Annotated in this window: 13 protein-coding genes and 1 pseudogene; 13 read left to right on the top strand and 1 reads right to left on the bottom strand. The window is 63.2% G+C overall.

The window, feature by feature from the left end; all coding sequences use genetic code 11:
* Window positions 1–2 precede the first annotated feature (2 nt).
* Window positions 3–1,913 carry an N-acetylmuramoyl-L-alanine amidase gene (locus G7Y31_RS11040; protein ID WP_244977393.1) on the bottom strand — a complete coding sequence of 637 codons (1,911 nt, stop codon included), beginning with the start codon at window positions 1,911–1,913 and terminating at the stop codon, window positions 3–5.
* Window positions 1,914–2,086: 173 nt separating this feature from the next.
* Between G7Y31_RS11040 and glf the strand changes: the two genes are divergently transcribed.
* The 13 genes and pseudogenes from glf (at window position 2,087) to G7Y31_RS10975 (ending at window position 24,178) form a co-directional block, all read left to right on the top strand.
* Window positions 2,087–3,283: a UDP-galactopyranose mutase gene (gene glf, locus G7Y31_RS11035; protein ID WP_165010608.1), complete on the top strand. Its 1,197-nt coding sequence runs from the start codon at window positions 2,087–2,089 to the stop codon at window positions 3,281–3,283.
* Between the two features lie 476 nt (window positions 3,284–3,759).
* Complete coding sequence (locus G7Y31_RS11030) at window positions 3,760–5,703, top strand: glycosyltransferase (RefSeq protein WP_165010606.1); 1,944 nt, start codon at window positions 3,760–3,762, stop codon at window positions 5,701–5,703.
* Window positions 5,693–6,295, top strand: coding sequence for a phosphatase PAP2 family protein (locus tag G7Y31_RS11025; RefSeq protein WP_165010604.1), 603 nt, complete (start codon window positions 5,693–5,695; stop codon window positions 6,293–6,295). Before G7Y31_RS11030 ends, G7Y31_RS11025 begins: the two co-directional genes overlap by 11 nt.
* Window positions 6,292–7,284, top strand: a complete 993-nt coding sequence (locus G7Y31_RS11020; RefSeq protein ID WP_165010602.1) for a decaprenyl-phosphate phosphoribosyltransferase — start codon at window positions 6,292–6,294, stop codon at window positions 7,282–7,284. The genes G7Y31_RS11025 and G7Y31_RS11020 overlap by 4 nt, the downstream gene beginning before the upstream one ends.
* Before the next feature lie 21 nt (window positions 7,285–7,305).
* On the top strand, window positions 7,306–9,156 hold the full coding sequence (locus G7Y31_RS11015) for an arabinofuranosyltransferase AftB family protein (protein ID WP_165010600.1): 1,851 nt from the start codon (window positions 7,306–7,308) through the stop codon (window positions 9,154–9,156).
* A 268-nt stretch (window positions 9,157–9,424) separates the two neighbouring features.
* Window positions 9,425–10,459, top strand: coding sequence for an alpha/beta hydrolase (locus G7Y31_RS11010; RefSeq protein ID WP_165010598.1), 1,035 nt, complete (start codon window positions 9,425–9,427; stop codon window positions 10,457–10,459).
* Window positions 10,460–10,868: 409 nt separating this feature from the next.
* Complete coding sequence (locus tag G7Y31_RS11005) at window positions 10,869–12,815, top strand: alpha/beta hydrolase-fold protein (protein ID WP_165010596.1); 1,947 nt, start codon at window positions 10,869–10,871, stop codon at window positions 12,813–12,815.
* Window positions 12,815–13,333, top strand: coding sequence for a DUF732 domain-containing protein (locus tag G7Y31_RS11000; RefSeq protein WP_165010594.1), 519 nt, complete (start codon window positions 12,815–12,817; stop codon window positions 13,331–13,333). Before G7Y31_RS11005 ends, G7Y31_RS11000 begins: the two co-directional genes overlap by 1 nt.
* 133 nt (window positions 13,334–13,466) lie before the next feature.
* Entirely contained in the window at window positions 13,467–14,393 is a 927-nt protein-coding gene (locus G7Y31_RS10995) for a cutinase family protein (protein WP_165010592.1), read from the top strand.
* A 94-nt stretch (window positions 14,394–14,487) separates the two neighbouring features.
* Window positions 14,488–16,344, top strand: a complete 1,857-nt coding sequence (locus tag G7Y31_RS10990) for a FadD32-like long-chain-fatty-acid--AMP ligase (protein ID WP_165010590.1) — start codon at window positions 14,488–14,490, stop codon at window positions 16,342–16,344.
* Between the two features lie 237 nt (window positions 16,345–16,581).
* Window positions 16,582–21,460: pseudogene (locus tag G7Y31_RS10985) on the top strand (beta-ketoacyl synthase N-terminal-like domain-containing protein).
* Window positions 21,460–23,004 (top strand): acyl-CoA carboxylase subunit beta, encoded by a 1,545-nt coding sequence (locus G7Y31_RS10980; protein WP_165010586.1) that lies wholly within the window; start codon window positions 21,460–21,462, stop codon window positions 23,002–23,004. Before G7Y31_RS10985 ends, G7Y31_RS10980 begins: the two are co-directional and overlap by 1 nt.
* Window positions 23,005–23,272: 268 nt before the next feature.
* Window positions 23,273–24,178, top strand: coding sequence for a GTP pyrophosphokinase (locus G7Y31_RS10975; protein WP_244977392.1), 906 nt, complete (start codon window positions 23,273–23,275; stop codon window positions 24,176–24,178).
* Window positions 24,179–24,210 lie beyond the last annotated feature (32 nt).

The following is a 24,210-nucleotide window of genomic DNA, read 5'->3' as shown; positions in this document are numbered from 1 at the left end:
TGCTAGTCGGCGAAGACGTTGACGTCGCCGCTAGCCGGGTCGACGGTAATGTGGCCGCCCTGGAAGTCCACCCGCAGCGTAGTCCCGTTCACTGAGTACTGGTCGGACGTGGGCAGGCCCAGCTTCTCCGGGTTCTTCATCCACGCCTTGGCCACGTCGCCCACCAGCGCGTGAGTGCCGGTGTCCTTGGAAGAGAGCACCACGCCGTTGCTAAAGAGCTGGTACAAGACATTACGGTCGATACCCGCCAGGTCCGGCCCGCCAATGGGCAGCCCCAGCAGGGGACCGAAGCCGTTGAGCACGGCGGTCCAGGTTTGGCTCAGCCCCTCATTGCCGGTCAGTGTGACCACCTTGGAGATGATGGTGGGGACTTCGCCCACGGTCAGGCCTCCCATAACCCGCTTGTCCGGGTCCAGGGTCTTGCCAGCCTCGCCGCCATGGTTGGCAGCCACTGCAATACCGGCCAGTGCGGCTGCGATGCCGACCACAGCCTGGATGGTAGACGCCGGAATTTCCTTGCTGCCCAGAGAGGACGTCACGGCGTCGGGGGCAGCCGGGGCGCCGGGCGTGCCAGGCACCCCGCCAGGAATGCGCGGCGTGCCAGGGGCGCTGGGTGCGTTAGCGCCGGGCGCGGTACCACCCGGAGCTTGCGTCAGTGTCAGCGGCTTGCCGTGACCGTTGGCTACGGCTTGGGCCTTCATAGAGGCCTTACGGCGGATCTCTGGCCAGTGCGGCAAGGTGTTGCGGCCCGGGCACTCCGTGTTGTGCAGGTCGCCGTGGCCCATGAACGTCGGCCCGGTGTAGTAGGTGCCGGCTGCGTACTTGCTGCCGCCGAAGCCACCGGAGCGCAGGCTGGTGGTGCCTGCTGGGTCGATGCCAGCTACTGCCGCACGCCAGCCCGCAACCTCAGCCACCGAATCCAGCATGGCCTGGGAGGGCTGCGCGGTGGAGTAGTTGCCCATCATGGAAATGCCCCAGTTATTGGCGTTAAACCCACCCACGTGGGCGCCTTGGACGTTGCGGTCCAGGCCACCAAAGCGGCCCTCGTAGATGGTGCCAAAGCGGTCCACCAGGACGTTGTATCCGATGTCGCACCAGCCCAGGGTGCGCGCGTGGTACTCGTAGATGCCGCGGACAATGCCGGCTGCTTCCGCCTTGCTATAACCATTGGCGCCGGCGGTGTGGTGCAGGGTTAGCGCCTGAATGTTGTTGTCGTAGGTGGGCTGCTGGCAGCGGGTGGCCTCGTTAGCACCCCAGCCCGCGCGGCTGACGATGGCAGGAGCGTTGGCGCTGCGCAGGTCCGCCATGGGGGCAATGCCGTCTTGGGGCTTACCGTCGATAAAGACCACGTCCAAGTCGCTGGGCAGGGTGCGGGAGGCACCGGCGGCATCGGCAGGCGCGGCACCATCGGGGGCATCGGCAAACAAGTCAACATTGCCCACGGAAACCTGCACATCGGTGGTGCGGCCGACGTAGATGAGCTCGGTGCCGGTCTTGGTGCCGGTGTTATCGGCGGTACCGATGGGATCTGCGGCAAACCACTCGGACCAGGAGCCGTCGGGTTGCTTGGCGCGCACGAAGGCCACCACGTCGCGCTCGCCAGTCCAGGTCAGGGCAAACTGGGAGAAAGGCTCATCGCGGTGGAATTCCTTGACAGCGCGGGGGCCGCCGCCCTCACCCTGGGTGGCGATGGCTGGGTCATCGACCACGGTGTTGTGGCCGTCGCCGAAACTGACCTCGGAGACACTGGCAGAAATGGGGCCGGAGCCAAATTCCTGGGTTTTGAGAATGGAATTGCTGCCGAATGCAGCGGCGCCGAAGACAGCCACGGAGGCCAGGACTGCGGTGACCGGCATCAGCCAGGGGGTGCGGTGGCGCTTATTGATGCGGCGTTGCTGCACAGATAGCTGCACGGGGAGCTCCTCACGTCGGTGCGCGCCCGCCTGGGGCACGCGCGAAGATAGTTAACAATTGTGGTTGATGTTAAGACTGTGGAGTCTGTGGTTGGTGTTGCGACACGCCGGGCGGGAACAGTTTCGGCGTGGCGCGGCCAGCGACTTCGCGCGCCTGCCTAGGCTGGGAAGCTATGACTGCATATGACCTCATTGTTGTTGGCTCCGGCTTCTTCGGCCTGACCGTGGCAGAACGCGCTGCCTCCCAACTAGATAAGAAGGTGCTCATCGTGGAGCGCCGCGAGCACCTGGGCGGCAACGCCTACTCGGAGGCCGAGCCGGAGACCGGCATCGAGGTCCACAAGTACGGCGCCCACCTCTTCCACACCTCCAACCAGCGCGTGTGGGAATACTGCAACCAGTTCACCGAATTCACCGGCTACCAGCACCGCGTCTTTGCCATGCACAACGGCACGGCCTACCAGTTCCCCATGGGCCTGGGGCTGATTAATCAGTTCTTTGGCCGCTACTACTCCCCGGATGAAGCCCGCCAACTTATTGCCGAACAAGCCGCCGAATACGACTCTGCCAGCGCGGCCAACATGGAAGAAAAGGCCATCTCGCTTATTGGGCGGCCGCTGTATGAGGCCTTCATCCGCGACTACACCGCAAAGCAGTGGCAGACCGACCCCAAGGAGCTGCCTGCCGGCAACATCACCCGCCTGCCGGTGCGCTACAACTTTGACAACCGCTACTTCAACGACACCTATGAGGGCCTGCCGGTAGACGGCTACGCCGCCTGGCTAGAGAAGATGGCCGCTCATGACAACATTGAGGTCCGGCTGAACACCGACTGGTTTGCAGTCCGCGAGCAGCTGCGCGCCCAGTCTCCCGATGCCCCCGTGGTCTATACCGGCCCCCTGGACCGCTACTTCGACTACTCCGCAGGCGAGCTGGGCTGGCGCACCCTGGACTTTGAGATGGAAGTTCTGCCCACCGGTGATTTCCAGGGCACCCCGGTGATGAACTACAACGACGCTGATGTGGATTACACGCGCATCCACGAGTTCCGCCACTTCCACCCTGAGCGCGCCGATAAATACCCGCAGGACAAGACCGTGATTATGAAGGAATACTCCCGGTTCGCAGAGTCTGGCGATGAGCCCTACTATCCCATCAGTACCCCCGAAGACCGCGCCAAGGTGGAGGCCTACCGCAAGCTGGCCGCCGCCGAAGCCCGCGACCACCAGGTCCTCTTTGGCGGCCGCCTGGGCACCTACCAGTACCTGGACATGCACATGGCCATCGCCTCCGCGCTGTCGCTGTTCGATAACAAGCTGGCGCCCTTCTGGACCGAGGGCAAGGCCCTGGAGCAGGAGCGCGGGCACTAGGAATTAAGTGTGTCAAGGCTTGCTTCTTGTTGCCCGAGGGTTTCTAGTTCCGTGGGTTGAACCGTAACGACCGCCTCAGGTGCTCCAAGTCATAGAACAGATGTAACTCTGGGACTCCAAGAGTGCAAGAGTAAGTCCAAGACTCCCAGAATAAGTACCAGAGTTAGAGCTGTAGTGAGGCTCATCAGCTCAGGTCATGGGGTCAATCTAACTCTGGGACTCCAAGAGTGCAAGAGTAAGTCCCAAACTCCCAGAGTAAGTCCCAGAGTTTCAGGGCCTGGCCGCGCGCAGGGCGCTTCAGCCCGGCGTCACGCACGACAACCTGGCGCGGGGCGCGGCATCGGCAAGCTAGGCAATAGGCACCCGAAGGCCCCGGCAAGCCACACACGGCAAGCCAAACCCGGCGAGCCAAACCCTGCCCGGCGGCGGCGAGCAATTACGCTGGAGAGCAGAAGTCTGCCTATCTAAGGAGAACTGTGTCTACTTCCACCCGAGAGCCGCTTGCCCGCATTTTGCTGCCCAGCCGTGGGGAGCCCGCGGACGTGCGGATGCTCTACCTCATTGAAATGGAGCAGAATAAGGACCGACTGCGTTGGGATAACCGCACGTCGGTGGCCATTCCGGCGGGGGCGGAGGTCTCTTTTGAGACCTACTTCAATGCTTTCCCGGCAGCCTATTGGCGCCGGTGGTCGCAGCTGCGTTCTGTCTTTTTGACCCTGGAGGTCCAAGGCCGCGCGACCCTGTCCTTCTACCGTTCCAAGCAGGATGGCCAGCGCATTTCCATCAGTCACGAGGAAGTCACCACCGGCCACCACGAGTTCGAGCTGGAGTTGCGCAACTTTGAAGACGGCGGTTGGCTGTGGTTTGACGTCACTGCCGATGAAGACACCGTGCTTGCCGATGCCGCCTGGTGCGCCCCCGCCGCACCCGCCGCCCAGGTCCTGCCCGACGGCAGTGAGCTGGCACCGCAGCCGAAGAGGGTAGCGGTGGGCATTCCTACCTTTAACCGGCCTGCCGATGCCGTGGCAGCCCTCCAGGCCCTGCAGTCCGACCCGTTTGTGGATGAGATTATTGACTATGTTCTCATGCCGGACCAGGGCACCGCGCACCCGGCAGACCACCCCGGCTACGCGGAGGCCGTGGAGCACTTTGGGGAGCGCTTCCGGGAGTTCCGCCAGGGAAACCTGGGCGGTTCCGGCGGGTATTCGCGCATCATGTTTGAGGCGCTAGAAAACACCGAGTCCCCGTACATCTTGTACATGGATGATGACATTGCTATTGAGCCGGACTCGATTTACCGCGCCGTGCAGGTGGCGCGTTATGCCGCCAAGCCCATTGTGGTAGGTGGGCAGATGCTTAACTTGCAGGAACGTTCCCAGCTGCGCACCACTGGCGAGCAAGTCAACCGTAAGGACTTCATGTGGGGCGCGGCCCCGCACGCGGTATATGACCATGACTTTGCCAAGTATCCGCTGCGCGCCATCGGTACCCCGCAGACCCACATTGACCCACGCAATTATGACTCCCGCGCGCTGCACCGCCGCGTGGATGTCGAATACAACGGCTGGTGGATGTGTCTATTTCCGCGCGTGGTGGCGGAGACCATTGGCCAGCCGCTGCCGCTGTTTATCAAATGGGATGACACGGAGTATTCGCTGCGCGCCGCTGCCCACGGCTTCCCCACGGTGACGTGGCCGGGCGCGGCCATTTGGCACATGGCCTGGGCTGATAAGGATGACGCCATTGATTGGCAGGCCTACTTCCATCTGCGCAACCGCCTGATTGTGGCAGCGCTGTACCACGAGGGCGACCCAGGCGGCATCTTCCGCTCTATCTTCCGCTCCACCCTCAAGCACGTCATGTGCATGGAGTACTCCACCATCGCCATCCAGATCGAGGCAATGGAGGACTTCCTGGCCGGCCCGGACCAGCTCTTTGACATCTTGGAGACCTCCTTGCCGCGTATCGCGGAGATCCGTAAGGAATATAGCGATGCCGTTGTTATCGAGTCTGCAGATCAGCTCCCGCCGGCCACCGGCGCGCCGGGGGTGCCTACTCGCAACGTTGGTGGTCGCCTGGGCAAGGTTAAGAAGATCCCGTGGTTGCTCAAGTCCGTGAAGCACCTGGTGACTAAGCAGGACCCCGCACACCATGAGGCCCCGCAGCTTAACCTCACCCCGGAGGAGGCCCGCTGGTTTACGCTCTCTCGCGTGGACTCGGCCACTGTGTCTACCGCAGGCGGCACCGGCGTGGCCTTCCGCAAGCGCGACCGCAACTTGGCGTGGGAGTTGATGAGTGAAAGCGTCGAGTTGCAGCAGACTATTGAGAAAGACTTTGACCAGCTGCGCGAGAAGTACCGGGCTGCGCTGCCGGAGTTAACCTCCCGCGAGTCCTGGAGGAAGGTCTTCGATGCCCAATAAGTCCAGCAACCATCCCAGCAACCAGGACCAGGGCAACCAGGGTCAGGGCGACCAGTCCCGCCTGGGCCGGTTGAGCCAGCGCGAAAGCCATGTCCTGGAGGCCATCCAAACTGTGGCTTACGATGCCCCCGGCATCCTCCCCGCCGCCAGGGGTTTAAGCCACTTTGGGGAGCACGCCCTGGGCTGGATGGGTTCAGCAGCAGTGCTCTATGGGCTCAACACCCGCCAGGGCAACGCCCGGCAGGCGCGCCGCTGGGCGGGCGTAGGTGCTGCGGCGCTGAGCGCGCACGCGGCATCGGTAGTGCTCAAGCGTATTGTGCGCCGCAAGCGCCCGGACTACCCGTATGTGCGGGTGGGCGTTGCTACGCCGTCGAAGCTGTCTTTCCCCTCCTCACACTCGACTTCCACGGCGGCGTTTTTGGTGGGCGCGGCGCGTGTCACAGGCAACCGGGCATTCCTGGCGGGGATTCCGGTGATGATGTGCTCGCGCATGGTCCTGGGCGTACACTACCCGTCGGACACCGCCCTGGGTGCTGCCCTGGGCGCCGTGACCGCAGAAGTAATGCACCGACTGGAGGAAAAGACCGCATGAGCCCCAAGGATGACGGCGAGCAGAGCGTTTTCCATTCTGAGCCGCACACCTCTGGAGTAGATACGGGCCGCAAGCGCACTCCGCCCAAGAATCTGGCCGATGGCATGGTGAAAGCCCTGCGCCCCAAGCAGTGGGTCAAAAACGTCCTGGTGTTGGCCGCACCCTTGGCCGCAGGAGCCGAAGCTCTCTTCCACACCCGTGTGGCGCTGGATGTGCTGCTGGCTTTCGTGGTCTTCTGTCTGGCGGCGTCTTCTATCTACCTGATCAATGATGCCAAGGATGTGGAGGCGGACCGGGCGCACCCAACCAAGCGCTACCGGCCCATTGCGGCTGGAGTATTGCCGGTGGGGCTGGCCTACGCCATGGCGGTTGCGCTGATTGTGGCCTCGGTGGGCCTGTCTTTCCTGGCTACCGACGGCGTGCACCTGGCCATGGTGATGGCGGTCTATATTGCGCTGCAGCTGGGCTATTGCTTTGGTTGGAAGCACATGCCTGTCATTGACATCGCACTGGTGTCCTCCGGTTTCATGCTGCGCACTATGGCCGGTGGTGTTGCTGCGGGCATTGAGCTATCCCAGTGGTTCTTGCTGGTGGCGGCTTTTGGCTCGCTGTTTATGGCTTCCGGCAAGCGCTACTCAGAGATCTTGCTTGCAGAGCGCACCGGGGCAAAGATTCGCAAGTCCCTTGAGGGCTACACCCCCACCTATTTGCGCTTTGTGTGGACCTTGGCCGCCACAGCAGTGGTGATGTCCTATACCCTGTGGGGCTTTACCCTTTCTAGTGCTAGCGAGGGCGCGGCCGGGGTGTGGTACCAGGTCTCCATGGTGCCGTTTACCATCGCCATTTTGCGCTATGCTGCCGATGTTGACCGCGGCAACGGCGGCGCCCCGGATGAGATCGCGCTGCAGGATCGCGTTCTGCAGATTCTGGCGCTGTTGTGGCTGGCGTGCATTGCCATGGCCACATACGTGATTCCGGCATTTGGCTAGCCTGCTGGTAATTTCTTTCTCATGCATCGTCTTGAAACCCCCGCCTCCCGCGCCCCGTGGGCTGGTGGGGGTTTAGCACGTCTGGCCCCGCTAAGTGCGGGGTTAAGTGTGCTGCTCATCGGCGTGCTCAGCGCCTGGAGCGGGTGGGCCCGCCGGTGGATTTCTGATGATGGCCTCATCGTCTTGCGCACCGTGCGCAACCTGGCCGCCGGTAATGGTCCCGTGTTCAACGCCGGGGAGCGCGTAGAAGCCAATACCTCCACTGTGTGGCAGTACCTCATCTACGGGGTCCACGCGGTCAGCGGCGCCAAGCTGGAGCTCATTGCCCTGTGGCTGGCCTTGCTACTCTCTGTCGCCGCCATGTGCCTGGGCGCGGGGGCTTCAGCAGCACTGTGGAATGCCCGCCGCTTCCACCTGGTACTGCCCGCCGGTGCGCTGGTCTACCTGGCGTTGCCGCCAGCGCGGGACTTTTTTACCTCCGGCTTGGAGTGGGGGCTGTCCATCTTTTACCTTGCCGCGTTGTGGGCCGTGTTGCTGTGGTGGGCTCAGCGCCCGGACTCCCGCGCCGCGTTGCTGTTGGCCGCCTGGTGGGCGGGGATGTCCTGGCTGGTGCGCCCAGAGCTGGCCCTCTACGGCGCCGCCGCCGGGGCGCTGTTGTTGTGGCAGCATCGCTCCTGGCGCGCGTGGCTGGCCATTTTTGCCGTTGCCCTCCCGCTGCCCGCAGGTTATCAAGTCTTCCGCATGGGCTACTACGGGCTGCTCACCCCGCACACCGCAGTGGCCAAGTCTGCTGCCGATTCCTCCTGGTCCTCCGGCTTTGCTTACCTCCGCGACTTTGTGGGGCCCTATTGGCTGTGGCTGCCGCTATTCCTGCTGGCCGCCTGGGCCGTGGTGGGCCTCGCGTTTCGCCGCGAACCGCGCAGGGAATTTTTCCGGACGCCCCGCGCCGCCGGCAAGGCCGACGCCCCCGATGGTGCCGCACGCCACCAGCCCGCGCGGATTTCGCGGCCCGCGCTGGTGGTGACAGTAATGCTCGCATGCGCACTGGTGCATCTGCTCTATGTCTTGCGGGTGGGCGGGGACTTCATGCACGGGCGCATGTTGCTGCTGCCGCTCTTTGCCGCGTTGCTGCCAGTCTTTGTGATCCCGGTGCGCTCCTGGCGCAGCCTGGTCCTGGGCCTGGCGCTGGCCGTATGGGCCGCGGTTGTAGCGTGGCGCGGCCACCCCACGGACTGGGAGATGTTCAAGGCAGATAGCCTAGGCACTGTCGATGAACGCGAGTTCTGGACCTTCGCCACCAAGCGCGCGCCCGGCAATGGCCCGCTGACCATTGAGGACTTCGCAGATGTCAACCTACTCCAAGGCTTCGATGAGGGCCTGGCAGACCTAGCTTCCGGCGATGCCCTGAGCGTGCGCTACCTAGCCAGCGAAGAGCCACAGGAATTTAGCTGGATGGGCCTGCCAGCAGATCCGCAGCGCAGCGACCCACCCACGCTATACCTCGTTAATATGGGCATGTCCTCCATGCGCAGCCCCCTGGATGTGCGGGTACTCGACAACATTGGCTTGGCCAACCCGCTGGCCGCCCGCCAACCGCGGCTGGAAGACGGGCGCATTGGCCACGACAAAAATCTAGGCCGCGAATGGCAGGTGGCGGATACCGCCGTGGATCTCAACCAGCTGCCTTCGTGGATCGATGCTGACGCAGCCGCCCGCGCCCGCCAAGCCCTAGAACACCCAGACTTCCAAGAATTATTTGGTACCTATCGCGCCCCACTCGATGGCAAGCGGTTTTGGGAAAACATCAAGTGGTCCCTGTGCAAGGGGCGCACGCTACACTTCAACTCCGATCCTGAGTTCTACCTGCGCTAACTCGAGAAAAATCCTCTGGCGGGAACCCCTACGGAAGTGGGGAGGGCAGGGGAAGAGGGGGTATCGGCAAGCTAGGGAGCGGCAGCGGCGCGGCAACAGTCTGGCAATGATCTGGCCATGATCTGGCAATGGTCTGGCACGGGGCCCAGAGGGTCTGGCGCGACTTTTGCGCAGAAGTCCGCTAAGCTACCTGGCGAGTATTCGTTACACTTTTGTGACGTGGCGGCTGACGGCTGAGGCCGCGCCGCAACCAACAACAAGGAGAAGTATGAATAACGCCTCTATCTTTGCTCCCGTGCAATCTGTCCACCGCCGTCTCCTGGCGGTCCTGCTGGCCATCGTGCTCGTGGCTGCCGGCACCGCAGTTGCTGCCCCACGCGCCGCCGCTGGCCCCCGCGATTTCTTGCGTGCCGATGCCACCGGAACCTGCGAGTGGGACCCCGTGGGCTGGTGGGTGCAGCGCTGCGACGTCTGGTCGCAAGCCATGGGGCGCAACATTCCGGTCCAAATCCAGCCTGCTAAGCGCGGCGGCAATGCAGCCCTCTACCTGCTGGACGGACTGCGCGCGACCGACCACACCAACGCCTGGGTGCATGATGTCAACGCTGCGGCACTCTACGAGCCGCACAACATCACCCTGGTCATGCCGGTAGGCGGCGCTGGTTCCTTCTACCAGGACTGGCAGGGCCCAGCCACCTATGACTTCAACAACCCGGTGTCCTATAAGTGGGAGACCTTCCTGACCTCTGAGCTGCCTGGCTACCTGGAGGGCAACTTCGGCGTGGCGCGCAATAACAATGCCATCGCTGGTCTGTCCATGGGCGGAACCGCCGCCATCACCCTGGCCGGCAAGCACCCGGGCCAGTTCCGCCAAGCGCTGTCCTATTCCGGCTACCTGGCAACCTCTTTCCCGGGCGCTCACACCTTCATGCGCCTGGCCCTGCTGGACGCTGGCGGCTTCAACCTCAACGCCATGTACGGTTCCCTGGTAAACCCGCAGCGCTTTGCCAACGATCCCTTTGCGGTTGTTGGTGGCCTGCGTAACACCGATGTCTACATCTCTGCCGCTACCGGTGTTCCCGCGCCTGTCGATGCCTCCATCCCCCTCAACATCCAGGCTTCCGGCGCCATCCTGGAGGTATTCTCCCGTGTGACCACCCGCATGTGGGAAGCGCGCGCACGTGCAGAGGGTATCCGCGTAACCGCTGACTACCCGGGTGTGGGCCAGCACAACTGGAACCAGTTCGGCCACCAGCTGCACCACAGCAAGAACCGCGTGCTGGACGTGATGAACGCCTGGTAAGGAGTTAGCCTCCGGACTGCCTGCTGCGCCTCCTGTCGCGGCCGCGCGGTTCCATACCCCGACTCGGAATCCCCGAGCCGGGGTTGTTTGCGTTTTACCCGATCCGGGCTATCTTCGTGCGGAAACTGGCCCTCGCTCGTGCAGCGCTCTGACAACGGTGAGGGAAGGTGGTATTGGCACTGGGAGGCATCGGCAGGCAGGGGCATCGGCAAGTTTTGGGTGACGGGACAAAGTGTGCACGCGCGGCGTGTCTTTACCCACAAAGTCTCAAGTTTTACTTAAAGTTGAGCGCACAATAGAGACTAGAGCACCGGCGCAGCCGCTGACTTCCGGAGGAGGGGAACCTTCGGAGGACGGCGCTCACGGCTGCGCTGACCCCTGCCCAACTCCAACCAACAAGGACTTTCTCATGCGCACCACCCCTGACCGTTCCCCTGCCCGCACTCGCCGTGGGATTGCTGCTGCTGCGGTGCCTACCGCACTCGCCGTCGGCCTGGCTCTGCTGCCCAACGCTGGCGCCCAGCAGGACCTGGCAGCGCTGTCTTCCGGCAGCAGCAACCTGATTCCCGATGGCGCTACCCCGGGCACCCCGCCACAGCGCACCCCGATCCAGGTGGAGGAATACCCGCACATTGACGGCCTCCCGGAGGGAGTCAGCGTCAATCGCATCGAGTACCTGACCCCGCACCATGTGAAGGTCTGGGTGAAGTCTGCGGCTATGCCCGACCAGGAAGTGGGCTTCCAGGTGCTGCTGGCGCGCGACTGGTACTCCAACCCGAACGCTACTTTCGCGGAGGTCTGGGCACTCGATGGTCTGCGCGCCCGCGATGATGAAAGCGGCTGGACTATCGACACGAACATCGAGAATTTCTACCGCGGCAAGAACGTCAACGTGGTCATGCCCATTGGCGGCCAGTCCTCCTTCTACACGGACTGGGAGCAGCCGGACCAGGGCAAGCACTACAAGTGGGAGACGTTCTTGACCCAGGAACTGATTCCGATCATGGACAACAAGTTCCGCTCCAATAAGGACCGCGCCGTGGTGGGTATCTCCATGGGTGGTACCTCTGCGGTCAACCTGGCGGAGCGCAAGCCGCACCTGTTTAAGTTCGTGGGCTCGTTCTCTGGCTACCTGGATACCACCAGCATCGGCATGCCGCAGGCCATCGACGCCGCGCAAAAGGACGCTGGTGGTTTCACCGCCACCAAGATGTGGGGCCCCTACGGCTCCCAGAACTGGATTGACCACGACCCGAAGCTGGGTATCGAAGCCCTCAAGGACATGACGGTCTACGTCTCTGCTGGTTCCGGAAAGGATGACTTTGGGCTGGCCAACTCTGTGGCGCGCGGCCAGGCCACCCCGGCTGGCGTGGGCCTGGAGGTGCTCTCGCGCATGTCCACCCAGACCTTCATCAACCGTGCGAAGGCCGTCAACGTCGAGCCGGTGGTTAAGTTCCGTCCTTCCGGCGTGCACTCCTGGGAGTACTGGGACTTCGAGATGAAGGAGGCTTGGCCCTACATTTCGAAGTCCCTGAACCTCACGGAGGACGACGGGCGCGCCGAGTGCTCCCCGGTGGGCGCCATCGCGGAGGCCACCAAAGACGGCAAGCTGGGCGAGTGCGTCAACAACGAGTACGACGCCGCCCACGGCAAGGCGGAGGACTTCACCGGCGGTACCGCCTACTGGTCCCCGGCTACCGGTGCGCATGGCCTCTACGGTGCTATTAACGCCCGCTACGCTGAGGCTGGCGGCCCGTCGTCGTGGCTGGGCTTCCCCAAGACCGGTGAGCAGGGCACCCCGGATGGCGTGGGCCGCTTCGTCCACTTTGAAAACGGTTCCATTTACTGGACCCCGGCCACCGGCGCTTGGGCCATCCCGGGCGACATGGTGGCAGCCTGGGCCGAAAATGGCTGGGAGACTGGTGATCTGAAGTACCCGTCGGCCCCGGTTACTGAGGTGGGCGCTGGTTTCCAGCAGTTCTTCCAAAACGGTGTGCTTACGCGCAACCCGGACAAGTCCCATGCGATTGTTCACGGTGCCATCGGCGCTAAGTACAAGGAGCTAGGTGGCGCGGAGTCCAAGCTGGGCTTCCCGCGCGGTGGGGAAAGGCCCGTCAATGGCGGCTACTTCCAGGAGTTCGAGCACGGCAACATCTACTGGTCCCCGCAGACCGGCGCGCACTTCATCCTCCACGGCGCCATCTTTGACGCCTGGGGCAAGGCCCGCTGGGAGCAGGGTGAGTACGGCTGGCCCACGGAAGACTTCGCAGACATCCCCACCGGTGGTCTGGTGCAGAAGTTCCAGCATGGTGAGCTCAGCCAGGTCTTTGGCGTCGTCCAGGGGAAGAAATTCTAATGCGGCGCGCGAGTGTGGCGGCCGCCGTGGCGTGTGCGGCAGGTCTGCTGGCGGCTTGCGGCGGTTCCGCCACCGTCGATAACGACGCACCCCCGACGTCCGTGGCGCCCCTGGAGCGGGGCACCGCCCGGGTTAGCGAGTCTGCCTCTGCCTCTGCGGAGTCTGCCGATGCCTCCTCAACCTCAGCCTCCCAGTCTGCCGCGGCTTCTACAGCCAATGCGAGTGCAGAGCCTGTACCGCAGGACCGCCCTGCCCGCGAGGTGACGGAGTCTGTGGCTCCGGCCGCACCGCAGCAGCAGGACCAGCAGTTCCTGGATGCCTTGGCAGGCCAGGGTGTCAATGTCTCCGGTGTGGAAGATCAGCTGGTGGCCGTGGGCCAGGCCAGCTGTAATGACGCCGATTCGGTGACGGTACCGGCCATCGCCGGGCAGCTCATTGAGCAGCAGCGTACCGAGTTGGACCACGCGCGCCTGACTGAGCTGCTGGTGGTGCAGGGCCGCGGGGCGTACTGCCCGTAAACGTCGGCCCGTGCCCCTCCTGCCAGCGCTGACTGCCGGCGCCGGGCCGGGGCATCGGCAAGCTCTAGCTGCCAGCCGGGGCACAGGTTCTGGCGAGGTGAGTGCAATCAAGGAAAGGTAGAACTATCACCTTATGAAGAAGTTTCTCACCGTTGTCGCGGTGCTCATCGTCTTGGTGCTTATTGGCGGTGGTGCTATGCAGTATTTCCAGGCCAGGCAGGAGCCCGCGCCGCAGGATTCCGCAGCGCCGGAGCCTCCCGCGCCCGCAGAGCCAGCGCAGCCCGAGTGGTGCCCCGCGGTGGAGTTCATCTCCGCGCCGGGTACCTGGGAGTCGGCTGCGGATGATGACCCGCTGCACCCGCAGGCCAACCCGCGTTCTTTCATGCTGTCCATCTCCCAGCCGTTGCAGGATGCCTACGCGCCGGATGATGTGAAGGTGTGGACGTTGCCGTACACCGCGCAGTTTAAGAACATTAATGCGCAAGACGAGATGAGCTACGACGAATCCCGCCAGGAGGGTACTGTCCGCGTGGAGCAGGAGCTGGCTGCCATGCACGCTGACTGCCCGCGTACGAAGTTCATCATGGCTGGGTTCTCCCAGGGTGCGGTGCTGGTGGGCGATGTTGCTGATGCCATCGGGGCCGGCCAGGGCCCCATTCCTGCCGATGCTGTCGCTGGTGTCGCCCTGGTTGCCGATGGTCGCCGTCAGAACGAGGTGGGCATCAACCCGGGTAATCCGCTTGGCGGTATCGGCGCGGAGATTGCCCTAGCGCCGGTGAACCGTCTGGTCCAGCCGGTGGTGCCGGGGGCGAGCATGCGCGGTCCGCGCCCGAATGGCTTCGGCGAGTTGGCAGACCGCACCTTCCAGATTTGTGCCCCGGATGACTCCATCTGTGATGCCCCGCATGATGTCCCGAATGGCGTGGAGCGCGCCCTGGGGTTGATCAGTGCTAACGGGGTGCACGCGCAGTACGCGACTAACCCGAACGTGATTCCGGGTACCACCGCGAATGCGTGGGTGGTGGACTGGGCGCACCAGCTCATTGCCCAATCCCGCTAGACTGTCCCCCAGGTGCCTACCCCCGCGATGTAACGCGGGACGGCACACAAATGATAACTTAGGCAGCGAAATAAAATGACAACAGGAGTACCTTATGAACCTCAACGCCGCTTTTAGTAAGTTCTTTGACGCTCAAGGCAACATTGTGCTGCCGCCGCAGCTGACGCTGGCCGGCCTGGGAGAGCTGCTCTTCCAACAGGAACGCGCCGGGGGAGCAGACCTGCAACGGCCTATCCTGCGCCAATGGAACTACGCGGAAGACCCGGAGGGCACCCCGCTGGACTTCACCCGCGAGCAGGTCAACACCCGCATCAAGGCCGTGGCGGCCCGCTTGCAGCAGGTGGCCGTGGTGGGCGACCGCGTGGTCATCCTGGCAGGCAACTCCCCGGAGTACATCTTCGGCTTCATCGGCGCGCTGTATGCGGGCCTGACTCCCATCCCGCTCTACGACCCCAATGAACCCGGGCACAGTGACCACCTCAACGCCGTGTTCGGGGACTCCAAGGCCAAGCTGGTCCTGACCAACTCCACCTCTGCGGCCGCGGTGCGTAAGCACTTCGCGGACCGCCCCGCCAAGGAGCGCCCGCGCACCATCGTGGTGGACACGTTGCCGGATACCCTGGCGGCGGACTTCGTCAACCCCATGGAGACGCCGACGGGTAAGGCCCTGGCGGCCAACTCCACCCTGGCGCCCATCGATATGCCGGCATTCTTGCAGTACACCTCCGGTTCCACCCGCGTGCCCGCCGGCGTCATGCTCACCAACCGCTCGATTCTGACTAATGTGCTGCAGATTTTCCACGCCGCCCAGATCAAGCTGCCGCCGCGCGTGATCTCCTGGCTGCCCATGCACCATGACATGGGCATTATCTTGGCCATCTTCGTCATGTTGCTGGGCCTGAACCTGGAGATTATGACCCCGCGCGACTTCGTGCAGCAGCCCAAGCGCTGGATTAACCAGATTAAGCGCCAGCCGCAGGATGAGCATCTGGCCGGCACCTACGGCGTGGTGCCCAACTTCGCCCTGGAGTTAGCCGCCCGCTATGGCGCCCCGGCTCCGGGCGAGGAGCTGGACTTGAGCAACATTGAGGGCCTCATCATCGGCTCCGAGCCGGTCACGGAGACCGCCGTGAATGCTTTCTGGGAGGTCTTTAGCGATTACGGCCTCAAGCGCCAGGCGCTGCGCCCCTCCTATGGTCTGGCAGAGGCCTCCCTGCTGGTGTCCACCCCGCAGACTGACACCCGCCCCCTGATTTCCCACTTCGACCGCGAGCAGCTGGCTAATGGCCAGGCGGTGCTGGCAGAGAAATCCGCAGACACCGTGGCTTTTGCCTCCAATGGCCAGACCATTCCCGCCCAGTACCTGACCATTGTGGATCCGGCTACCCGGGCGGAGCTTGCCGATTCCGCCATTGGTGAAATCTGGCTCCATGGCAACAACATGGCTGCGGGTTACCTGGATCGCCCGGAAGACACCGCCCAGACCTTTGCAAATACCCTGGGCGAGCGCCTGGCGGAAGGCTCCCGCGTGGCTGGTGCGCCGGATGATGACAAGTGGATGGCAACGGGTGACTTGGGCGTCATTATTGATGGCGAGCTCTACATCACCGGTCGTCTGAAGGATCTCATCGTGGTGGCAGGGCGCAACCACTACCCGCAGGATATTGAGGGCACGGTGCAGGAGGCATCGGCGCATGTACGCCCGGACTCCGTGGCAGCCTTCTCTGTGGAAGGTGACAACACTGAGCAGCTGGTGCTGCTAGTCGAGCGAGCTGACGGCGCTTCTGCCGACGGTGACGCTGCCGCCATCGAGGCCGTCCGCGCGGCTGTTTCCAAGCACCACGGGGTCAACCCGGAGGTCATCGAGTTCAAGGCGCCGGGCGAGATTCACCGCACCACCTCCGGCAAAATTGCTCGCCGCGTGGCCAAGAAGCATTACCTGGGCTCCTAGGCTTAGTCTTCGCGCCCCGGCCTGCCTGCCTAGCCCCGGACTGTCTGCCTTGCCCGGGCCTGTCTGCCTAGCCTGGGCCTGTCTGCTTTGCCCCGGCCTGTCTGTCCTGCAGCGGCCGGGGACTGGCATGTCGCGAGGCAAGCGCCGGCTAACGCAATGAGACAATGAGCCGATATGTAGGCGTGCGAACCTTCGCGCGCTCCCAACTTTTCACACCGAAGAAAGATTGATCAGTACATGACCGTAGAAGAACTACGCGGTTGGCTCCGCGGCTGGGTTGCCCAAACCTCCGGACTGGATGCCGATGAAATCACTGACAACAAGCCACTGGAGAACTTCGGGCTTTCTTCGCGCGATGCCGTGGTGCTCTCGGGCGAGCTGGAAAACCTGCTGGGTGTGCAGCTAGAAGCCACGGTTGCCTACGAGTACCCCACCATTGCATTGCTGGCAGACCGCCTGTTGGGCGGCGCGCAACCGGCACAACCAGGGCGCACCGCACCGGGACAGGCAAGCCTGCGACGGACGGCGGCATCGGCAGACCAACAGCCAGATATTGCCATCATCGGTATGGCGGGGCGCTTCCCCGGGGCAGCAAATACGGAGCAATTCTGGGAGATGCTCAGCTCCTATCGCACGGGCACCGGCCCGCTGCCGGTGGGCCGGTGGAGCGAATATAGCTCAGACCCGGTGGTCAGCACCAAGATTGAGCAGGAAAACACCGCGGGCGGCTACATGGCAGACATCGCGGCTTTTGACCCGGAGTTCTTTGGGCTCTCCCCGCTGGAAGCAACCAATATGGACCCGCAACAGCGGGTGATTTTGGAGGTGGCCTGGGAGGCGCTCGAAGACGCGGAGGTCCCCGCTAGCTCCCTGCGCGGCAGCGCCACGGGTGTTTATGTGGGCTCTACCAATAATGATTACGCCATGCTAATGGCCGCGGACCCTGCAGAGATGCACCCGTATGGGCTAACCGGCTCCTCTTCTTCTGTGATCCCTAACCGCATTTCTTATGCGCTGGACCTGCGCGGGCCGTCCATTTCTGTGGATACCGCGTGTTCTTCCTCCCTGGTGGCCATCCACCAGGCGGTGCGAGATCTGCGCACGGGTGCGGCGGACGTGGCACTAGCCGGTGGCGTGAACATCCTGGCTGCCCCCTATGCATCCCTGGCATTTTCGGAGCTAGGCGTCATTTCGCCCACGGGAAACATTCATGCTTTCTCTGATGACGCCGATGGCATTGTGCGTTCCGATGCCGCGGGTATCGTGGTGCTCAAGCGCTTGGCAGACGCCCAGGAGGACGGCGACAGGATCCTGGCGGTGATCAAGGGCTCGGCCGTCAACTCGGACGGACACTCCAACGGCATCACGGCTCCCAACCCGGAGGCCCAGGTAGATGTCCTGGAGCGCGCCTACGCAGACGCCGGGGTAGACCCGCACAGCGTGGACTACGTTGAAGCCCACGGCACGGGCACCATCTTGGGGGATCCCATTGAGGCCTCCGCCCTGGGCCGCGTATTAGGCCAGGGGCGCGATGACGCGAACCCGGTGCTGCTGGGATCGGCCAAGTCCAACATCGGCCACTCCGAGTCCGCTGCCGGTGTGGTGGGCCTGATCAAGGTCATCGCCGCTATGCGCGCCGGGGTGCTGCCCGGGCAGGTCAATTTCAGCGCCCCTAACCGCTACATTGACTTCGAGGCCGAGCACATTGAAATTGTGGAGGACTCCCGCGAGTGGCCGGAATACTCCGGACGCAAGGTCGCAGGTGTTTCTGGCTTGGCTTGGCTTTGGCGGTACCAACGCGCACCTGGTGGTCACGGATTACCGCCCCGATCTTGACGGCCCGGTACACCAGCGCGAGCCGCAGGTTCGTGACACTGCGGTATCCCTGCCGCTGTCTGGCCTGCTGCCTTCTCGCCGCAAGGCTTATGCGGCGCAGCTGGCAGACTTTATTGAGTCCACCCACCCGAACCTGCTGGATCTGGCACGCTCCTTGGCTGGGCGTAACCATGGGCGTTCCCGCGCGGTGGTCACCGCCAGCACTGAGGAAGAAGCGGTGCGCCGCCTGCGTCAGGTAGCCGAGGGCAAGGTATCGGTGGGTATTTCCGCTGCCGATTCCCCGTCGGTCCAAGGCCCCGTCTTCGTCTACTCCGGCTTCGGTTCGCAGCACCGCAAGATGCTCAAGGACTTCTTGGAGGTCTCGCCCTTCTTTGCCCAGCGCCTGGCGGAGCTGGATCAGATTGTGGACTTTGAGTCCGGGTGGAGCATCCGGGACATCGTGGCGGATGATGAGCAAACCTACAACACGGAAACCGGCCAGGTGGCCGTGACTGCCATCCAAATCGCGCTGACGGACTTGCTGGCCCACTTTGGGGTGCGCCCAGCAGCAGTCATGGGCATGTCCATGGGTGAAATCGCCGCGGCTTATGCAGCCGGTGGTCTAAGCGCTGAGGACGCCATGCTGATCGCGTGCCATCGCGCGCGTTTGATGGGCGAGGGCGAAGCCATGCTCACGGAGGAAACCCAGGGGGCTATGGCCGTGGTGGAAATGTCCGCTGCAGAGATCGCGGCCCTGGACAGTGACATTGAGCCCGCCGTGTACGCAGGCCCGGGTATGAACACCGTGGGCGGTCCGCGCGCCCAGGTTCTGGAATTGGTGGAGAAGCTAGAGCAGGAGGGCAAGTTCGCCCGCGTGCTCAATGTCAAGGGCGCGGGCCACACCTCTGCCGTAGAACCCTTGTTGGGCGAGCTAGCGGCAGAAATCGCGGGTGTTGAGGCCCGGCCGCTACACACCACCTTGTTTAGCTCTGTGGACAAGGCGGTCATCTACCGTCCGGGTGCAACCGTGCACACGGACGAGTACTGGCTGCGCATGACCCGCCATGCGGTCTACTTCCAGGACGCCACCGAGCAGGCCCTGGCCCACGGCCACAGCCAGCTGGTGGAGATTGCCCCCAACCCGGTGGCGCTGATGGGCATGATGAACACCGCGTTTAGCGTGGGCAAGCCGGATGCCCAGCTGCTCTACACCTTCAAGCGCAAGGTGGATGAGACCGAGTCTTTGCTGGACCTGCTGGCCAAGCTTTACGTTGCGGGTGCCCCGGTGGATTACCGTGCAGTCTTTGGCGATACCCCCGCAACCGCGGCCACTCCTGCTGCTCCCGCCGTTAAAGCACCGTTTACCCAGTTCAAGCACCAGCACTTGTGGACAAATGCGCGCCCCTCTTCCGGCGGCACCGGCTTGCCGGGTATGCGGGTGAACCTGCCTGGCGGCCGGGTGGCTTTTGCCACCAACGCGGACCAGGCGCCTTCCGCACTGGCCTTGCTGGAGTCCGCGGCGGAGGCCGTGTCCCCAGGCGCGGTGCTGGCTGCGGTGGAAGAGCACACGGATTTGCCTCCGGCCGGTGAGGTCACCGTAACCGTCGATACCACCCTGGGCGGCCTGGCCATTGCGGTCTATGTGGTAGATAACCTTGCCTCCCCGGTGGCGGAGGCCTTTGCCACCACCGGCACCTTGGCTGTGGCTGCTGCCGGGGCCTTGGACCCCGCAGGCGGCACGCCTTCCGCCAGCCTTGCGCCGGAGCCCGCCCGCACTTCTGGCCCCGCTGGTTTTACTGACCTGGATCCAGAGGTCGATGCCATCCGCTGGGACCCCGCCACGGAAACCGTGGAGGAGCATCTGGCACTCATCGTCTCTGAGTCTATGGGCTACGACGTCTCTGACTTGCCGCGCGAACTGCCGCTTATCGATCTGGGCCTGGATTCCCTGATGGGCATGCGCATTAAAAACCGGGTGGAAAATGACTTCCAGATCCCGCCGATGCAGGTCCAGGCCCTGCGCGACGCCTCCCTCGCCGACGTCATTGCCATGGTGGAAGCCGCGGTGTCTGCAGATTCCCCGGCACCTGCTCCGTCTGCCGATGCCCCCGCACCTGCTCCGTCTGCCGATGCCCCCGCACCCACCGCTGATTCCGCAGTTGACACCACTGCCGACAACACCGCTGACTCCGCTGCCGACTCGGCTGCCGGGGAGGGCGTAGGCGTGGCCCCGCGCGATGCCTCAGAGCGCATGGTCTTTGGCACCTGGGCCACCTTCACTGGCCAGGCGGCCGCAGGCGTGACCAGTGCGCTGCCAACCATTAGCGAGGAGGTTGCCCAGCAGATCGCGCAGCGCCTGAGCGAGCGCGCCAACATTGAGGTCACCGCAGCGCAGGTTCTTCAGGCCCAAACCCTGGAGCCGCTCGCAGACTTGGTACGTTCCGGCCTGGAGACCGAGGTAGAGGGCAATATCCGCGTCCTGCGGGAAGCTGATGGTCCGGCGGTGTTCATGTTCCACCCGGCCGGTGGGACCACCGTGGTCTACCAGCCGCTGACCCGCCGCCTGCCACAGGACGTGGCCGTCTATGGTGTTGAGCGCCGCGAAGGAACCCTGGAAGAGCGTGCGCAGGCCTACATAGGGGACATCGTCAAGTACGCACGCGGACGCAAGGTAGTCCTGGGCGGCTGGTCCTTCGGCGGTGCCCTGGCCTATGAGGTGGCCTACCAGCTGCAGAAGCTGGCACAGGCCGGTGAGGACGTGCCGGAGGTGGCCTTCATTGCGCTGTTGGACACCACCCAGCCGGCACACCCGGCGCCGGATACGCTGGAGGAGACCAAGGCGCGCTGGGGTCGCTACGCCGCCTTTGCGAAGAAGACCTACGGGCTGGACTTTGAGCCACCTTATGACATGCTGGAGACCCTGGGCGAGGACGCGCTGATGACCATGCTGGCGGAATTCCTGGCTTCCACCGATGCTTCAGAGCACGGCCTGTCCGCCGGTGTGCTGGAACACCAGCGTGCATCCTTTGTGGACAACCAGATCCTGGGCAAGCTGGACATGCGCCGCTGGGCGGAGGTGTCCGTGCCGGTGCTGCTGTTCCGCTCTGAGCGGATGCATGACGGCGCGATTGAGCTAGAGCCTGCGTATGCGGAGATTGCTCCCGACGGCGGCTGGGGCGTTATCGTGGAAGATCTGGAAATTGTGCAACTGCGCGGCGACCACTTGGCTGTCCCGGATGAGCCAGCCATCGGTACCGTGGGTAAGTACATCAATGACTGGATCGAGGAGAAGATTCGCTAGTGAGCACCACCGCTGACAAGCTTGCAGATCTGCGCGCACGCCTGGAACAGGCCCAAGACCCGGGCAGTGAACGCGCCCGCGCCCGCCGTGATGAAGCCGGCCGATCCACGCCGCGTCAGCGGATCAACGCCCTACTAGACGAGGGCTCCTTTGTGGAGATCGGCGCCCTGGGCAAGACGCCCGGTGACCCGGACGCCATCTACTCTGACGGTGTGGTTACCGGATATGGCCGCGTGTCCGGGCGTCCCGTGTGCATTTATGCGCACGACAAGACGGTCTATGGTGGCTCCGTGGGTGTGACCTTTGGGCAGAAAGTCACTGAGGTCATGGATATGGCCATTAAAATCGGCTGCCCGGTTATCGGTATTCAGGACTCCGGCGGCGCGCGCATCCAGGACGCGGTGACCTCCCTGGCCATGTATTCGGAGATCGCCCGGCGCCAGCTGCCGCTCTCGGGGCGCAGCCCGCAAATTTCCATCATGATGGGCAAATCCGCCGGTGGTGCCGTCTACGCCCCGGTTACCACGGACTTTGTTATTGCCGTGGATGGTGAGGCCGAAATGTACGTCACCGGCCCCAACGTCATCCGCGAGGTTACTGGCGAGGACGTGACTTCTGCGGAGCTGGGTTCGGCGCGCCAGCAGGAGCTTAATGGCAACGTCTCGGCAGTGGTGGCATCGGAAGACGAAGCCTTTGACCTGGTGCGCGACCTGCTAGACCATCTGCCGCTGACCTGCTTTGACCCGGCGCCGCAGTTCCCGGCCCCGGCAGACGCTGAGCTTGACGATGCCCCCCTGGCCACCTTCATGCCCGATGACACCAACGCCGGCTATGACATGACGGAGCTGCTGCCACTGCTGGGCGATGATGAGGACATCATCGAATTACAGGAAAATTTTGCGCCGAACATGATCACTGCCTTTGGCCGCATTGACGGAAAGACCGTGGGCTTTGTGGCGAATAACCCCATGCATAACGCCGGGTGCATTGATGCCGATGCCGCCGATAAGGGCGCGCGGTTTATCCGCATCTGCGACGCTTATAACATCCCGCTGGTCTTCGTGGTGGACACTCCCGGTTATTTGCCGGGCGTGGAGCAGGAGCGGGCAGGCCTTATTCACCGTGGCGCCAAGTTCGCCTTCGCCGTGGTGGAGGCCACTGTGCCTAAGGTGACGCTGATTGTGCGCAAAGCCTACGGTGGCGCGTATGCGGTGATGGGTTCCAAGAACCTTACTGGTGACATTAACTTGGCGTGGCCCACCGCGCAGATTGCGGTGATGGGTTCCGCGGCCGCCGTGGTGATGATTGCCGGCAAGCAGCTGGCCGCCGCCGAGACCCCGGAGCAGCGCGCGATGACCAAGAAGATGTTCATGGATTTCTATGATGAGACCATGACGGCCCCCTACGTCGCCGCCGAGCGCGGCTATTTGGACGCCATGATTGACCCCACTGAGTCCCGACTGGCGCTGCGCCAAGCCCTACGCCAGCTGGCGGGCAAGGACGTGCGCGACCTGCCGAAGAAGCACCCCATCGCCCCCATGTAATGAGGTTTGCGCCCCGGTCCTGTGCCCTAATGCCGGGCAGCGGGTGCGGACACACCCCATGTAACGTTTGGGGCAACCCCCGCGATTATATTTGAGTAAGCAAGAGCAACTTAAGGAGACTTTCCCATGCTGAGCAGCGTTCTGGACATCACCGGCGACATCCTCAACTACCTGTACGTATTCCTCACGCAGTTGAGCTCCTTCGGCCGCTAACCCCCGTCGCGCGACCGCGCAACGGCCTACTCACGCAACTGCTTAAGGAGCGTGGGTGGGCCGTTTCCTCTTTGGTCGCAGCGCACCTTACTGGTTCCACAAACACCGGTATATTGGGCGCAAGTCTGATGTGGGAGGTGCAATGCAATTAGCAAACGCGCAGGAATTTCTCCGCCAGGGGCCGCCGTTTTCAAAGAGTCGAGTCAACCGCGAGGCCGACAAATGGCGTGATGGCCTCGATTATGATCCGGAGCCAATCGAAGAGTTTTTGGCCTTCAATGCACTTCACGCTGAAGCTCTTCTAGGCGGTGCCAGGCATACCATTTCCAGCTTGCTCATTAATGTCGCCGATAATGCGGACCAATCCGTCCGCCCTAACACGCGGGCATACAGTTTGTCGGCCCGAGTCAAGACCAAAAGTGTGTTGCTGGAAAAGCTTCGCCGGATGGGTGGAACTCCACTGCTCAATGTGCACGATGTTGCGGGAATTCGATTTGATTGCGATCTGTCCTTGTCTCAGCAGGCTGCAATAGCCGAATCCTTCAAAGCAGACCTTGAAGCTTTCGGCGCTAAGCGCGTGGACATCAAGGATTTTCGTGATGCGCCCCATTCAGGCTACCGGGCAATCCATCTTCATATCCGTTCGACCGCCGGGCGTAGTGAACTGCAAATCCGCACGGCACTGCAATCCAAATGGGCGAACCTCTACGAGGAAGCCGCTGATCTATATGGTCGGGAAATCCGCTACCTCCATGAGGGTGCGGACATGCCTCCAGGCGCGGGCCAGATGGTTCAGGCGCTTCAAAAGGCCTCAATGCTCGTGGCCAAGGTGGAAGGCCTTGCGGGCGGCGAAAATCATTGGTACCGAGAGAAGCCGTGTAAGCTGTCCGAAGAAGCCTATCGCGTGTTGGATGGCTTGCATGCTGAGCTTAAGCAGCAACGAGTGCCAGCTAAACGCTAGAAAGGATCGAATAATGCCGGCTTTTCTCATTA

Origin of the sequence: Corynebacterium lizhenjunii (assembly GCF_011038655.2) — a bacterium.
Classification (GTDB): Bacteria; Actinomycetota; Actinomycetes; order Mycobacteriales; family Mycobacteriaceae; genus Corynebacterium; species Corynebacterium lizhenjunii.
Note: the sequence above shows the minus strand (reverse complement) of the source record. Positions and strands in the feature narration are given on the sequence as shown.

Excerpts from the sequence above, each read along its gene's own strand:
- G7Y31_RS10995 (WP_165010592.1), top strand. The coding sequence starts at position 13,467 with ATGAAGAAGTTTCTCACCGTTGTCGCGGTGCTCATCGTCTTGGTGCTT.
- glf (WP_165010608.1), top strand. The coding sequence starts at position 2,087 with ATGACTGCATATGACCTCATTGTTGTTGGCTCCGGCTTCTTCGGCCTG.
- G7Y31_RS11015 (WP_165010600.1), top strand. The coding sequence starts at position 7,306 with ATGCATCGTCTTGAAACCCCCGCCTCCCGCGCCCCGTGGGCTGGTGGG.
- G7Y31_RS11025 (WP_165010604.1), top strand. The coding sequence starts at position 5,693 with ATGCCCAATAAGTCCAGCAACCATCCCAGCAACCAGGACCAGGGCAAC.
- G7Y31_RS11000 (WP_165010594.1), top strand. The coding sequence starts at position 12,815 with ATGCGGCGCGCGAGTGTGGCGGCCGCCGTGGCGTGTGCGGCAGGTCTG.
- G7Y31_RS11020 (WP_165010602.1), top strand. The coding sequence starts at position 6,292 with ATGAGCCCCAAGGATGACGGCGAGCAGAGCGTTTTCCATTCTGAGCCG.
- G7Y31_RS11005 (WP_165010596.1), top strand. The coding sequence starts at position 10,869 with ATGCGCACCACCCCTGACCGTTCCCCTGCCCGCACTCGCCGTGGGATT.
- G7Y31_RS10990 (WP_165010590.1), top strand. The coding sequence starts at position 14,488 with ATGAACCTCAACGCCGCTTTTAGTAAGTTCTTTGACGCTCAAGGCAAC.
- G7Y31_RS11010 (WP_165010598.1), top strand. The coding sequence starts at position 9,425 with ATGAATAACGCCTCTATCTTTGCTCCCGTGCAATCTGTCCACCGCCGT.